A 3,154-nucleotide genomic window follows, 5' to 3' on the forward strand; every position below is an offset into this window, starting at 1 on the left:
GTTTTGCGCTGCGAAATGAACGGCGGCGAGCGGCTGTGGCTCGTATTCGTAGGCGCGTTAAACGTCGGGCGGATGAAATTTTGTTTCGACGAGCGTATTCAGACGAACGCGAATGCGGATTTTACGCAGGTTTATGGGTATGAAAATTTGCGCGTTTTAAAAGGGCAGCAGCTCGGGAATTTCGAGCTTGGATCTACGATTTTAATCATCAGCCAAAAAGGCGCGATAGAATATAATTTATTTCCCGAAAAACCGTTAAAACAGGGCGAAACGATAGGGTTATTAAATGAGCGAGCGCTTTGATATCCAGGTCTGGTATTCGGCGCTTGGCGTATTTTCGGCGATTGCGACTTTCTTATCCGGTCGGCGCAAGATAGGCCGCGCGCGTTTGCGATTTACGGCGGTTGTAATTAACGTATATTCGGCTTTTTGTTTACATGCTAAAATTTTAAAAATAAGATTTGCATATTTGCGAGCGGGAATGTCGCAGTGCACTACTGCATCAACTAAGAAATTTTGTAAATTTTTGCTTATCCGGCAGTCGCTAAGCGTCGTTTGCGAGTAATAGTTATAGCCGTTGAAAGTATTATCCTTCGTTATAACCGCTAGGACGTTTCGCTATATTTTTAAGAAAGCCTTTTGCACCCGCGACCGTCTTGCGGCGAAAATGCAGGCGTATAGCGCCGCAAATTTAAATTTCGCCTTAGTTTAAACGTTAAATCTAAAATGCATCACGTCGCCGTCTTGAACGACGTAGTCTTTGCCTTCTAGGCGCATTTTGCCTGCCTCTTTAGCCGGGTTTTCGCCGCCGCACGCGATGTAGTCCTCGTAGCCGATGACCTCGGCTCTGATAAATCCTCGCTCAAAGTCGTTGTGGATGACGCTGGCGGCTTTCGGCGCTTTCCAGCCTTTTACGATCGTCCATGCGCGTACCTCGACGACGCCCGCGGTAAAGTAGCTGATCAAATTTAGCTTCGCAAACGCCGTTTTGATGATCTTTTCCAGGCCGCTTTCGTTCGTGCCTAGCGAGCTTAAAAACTCATGCGCCTCTTCGTCGCTAAGTCCGACGAGCTCCTCTTCGATCTTGGCGCAAAGCTTGATGACCTCGTGCCCCGAGCGCGCGGCAAACTCGCGAAGCGCCTGCACGTATTTGTTATCCTCCGAGATACCGTCCTCACCCACATTTGCGCCGTAGACGACCTCTTTTGCGCTGAGTAGTCTTAGCTCTTTGTTTAAATTTATAAACGCCTCTTCGTCCTTGCCGCCGAAGCTGCTTGCGCTTTTGCCGTCGTTTAGGTGGGCTAGCAGCGCATTTGCCGTTTCTAGCGCCTCTTTTGCGCCTTTTGCGTTTGCTTTGGCTTCGCGGGTTAGGCGCTCGATTTTTTTGTTTAGCTGCTCGATGTCGGCGAGGATGAGCTCGGTTTCGATGATCTCGACGTCTCGTACGGGATCGACGCCACCTTCTACGTGAGTGATGTTTTCATCCTCAAAGCAGCGCACGATGTGCAGTATCACTTCGGTTTCGCGGATGTTTGAGAGAAATTTATTTCCCAGACCTTCGCCCGCGCTCGCACCCTTTACGAGCCCCGCGATATCGACGAACTCGATCGTGGAGTATTGGATTTTATTTGGATTTACGATTTTGGCTAGCTCGCCTAGGCGCTTATCGGGCACCGGCACGACGGCTTTGTTTGGCTCGATCGTGCAGAACGGATAGTTTGCGCTCTCGGCGTTTTGCGCCTTCGTTAGCGCGTTAAACGTGGTTGATTTGCCGACGTTTGGCAAACCTACGATACCTACTGCTAGTCCCATTACAGCTCCTTTGCCATAGCGCATAGATAATAAAGATTCATTCGCACGCCCGCTCCCGTCGCGCCCGCTTGGTTATATCCCCAAGCTTTTTCGGTGTATGCGGGGCCTGCGATATCTTGGTGTATCCATTTATCTTTAAATTCGTCTTTTATAAATTTATCTAGGAAGATGCCCGCCGTGATCGCGCCGCCGTAGCGACTAGACGCCGTGTTACTGACGTCTGCGATCTGGCTTTTGATCAGCTCGCGCAAATGAGGGTTAAACTCTAAAATCGTATTTAGCTCGCCGCTTTTTGCCGCTTTTGCTTTAAATTCCACTTTTAGCTCCTCGTTGTTGCCCATTATGCCGCTTGTGTATTCGCCAAGACCCACCACGCAAGCGCCAGTTAGCGTCGCCATGTCGATCAGCACGTCTGGTTTAAAATCCTGCGCGTAGCTAAGGCAGTCTGCGAGCACCAAACGGCCCTCTGCGTCGGTGTTTCGCACCTCGATACTAACGCCGCTGCGAGAGATCAGCACGTCGTCGGGCTTATAGGCGTTGCCACCGATCATATTTTCGGTCGCGCCTAAAATAGCGTGAATTTCAAACGGCAAATTTAGCTCGGCCGCGCCTTTAATTATACCCATCGCCGCAGCCGCGCCGCTTTTATCGGCTTTCATCGTTAGCATATAATCAGCCGGCTTTAAGCTAAGTCCGCCGCTATCGTAGGTTAGCCCCTTGCCGACGAAGATTACGCGTTTTTTTGCGCCTTTTGGCTTGTAGATGAGGTGGATGAGGCGAGGCGGATGGACGCTGGCTCTGTTTACCGCTAAAAATGCGTTCATCTTTTCTTTTTCGAGGAATTTCTCGTCGTAAATTTTGCAGCTTAAATTTGGATAGTTTTTAGCTAAATTTTGCGCGTCCTCGGCCATTTTTTGCGGAGTGTAGATTTCAGGTATTTCGTTTACGATGTCTTTGGTGAAATTCGTCGCAGAGGCGATTATCTCGCCGTGAGCAAAGCCATCCTTTGCGTCGTTTTCGCGGACATCCTTGTCGTTATACTCCTCTTGGCTAAAAATGATATCTTTTAGCGCGTATTTTTCTTTTTTTTCTTTGTATTTGTTAAATTCGTAAGCGCCTAGCAAAAAGCCCTCGGTTAGAGCTTGAAAGCTCATTTTTTGGCAGCCTGCGACGTATGAGGCTAGTTTTAGGCTTTTGACGTTTAGCGATTTTACGGCGTTATAGGCTTTTGCCGCAGCTATTCGAAGCTCATCGTAGCCAAGCTTATTTAGCGGTACGTAGATCCTGCCGCTTTCTAGCAAAAGCAAGACGCTCTCGCCCTTGTAGTTGGCGAATTTAAACG

At 49.0% G+C, this 3,154-nt stretch carries 3 protein-coding genes; 1 reads left to right on the forward strand and 2 read right to left on the reverse strand.

Annotation, left to right across the window (positions count from 1 at the left end):
- Positions 1-303, forward strand: a 303-nt coding sequence (locus QZ147_RS08820; protein WP_295149446.1) for a phosphatidylserine decarboxylase, incomplete at its 5' end; no start/stop codon positions are given.
- Positions 304-708: 405 nt separating this feature from the next.
- Here QZ147_RS08820 and ychF read toward each other — a convergent pair.
- Together ychF and QZ147_RS08830 are read right to left on the reverse strand one after the other, a co-directional pair.
- A complete protein-coding gene (gene ychF / locus QZ147_RS08825) occupies positions 709-1,812 on the reverse strand; it encodes a redox-regulated ATPase YchF (RefSeq protein WP_295149449.1) in 1,104 nt (367 codons plus the stop codon).
- Positions 1,812-3,154, reverse strand: a 1,343-nt coding sequence (locus QZ147_RS08830; RefSeq protein ID WP_295149451.1) for a leucyl aminopeptidase, incomplete at its 5' end; no start/stop codon positions are given. The genes QZ147_RS08830 and ychF, both read right to left, overlap by 1 nt.

This window comes from uncultured Campylobacter sp. (assembly GCF_905371695.1).
Classification (GTDB): Bacteria; Campylobacterota; Campylobacteria; order Campylobacterales; family Campylobacteraceae; genus Campylobacter_A.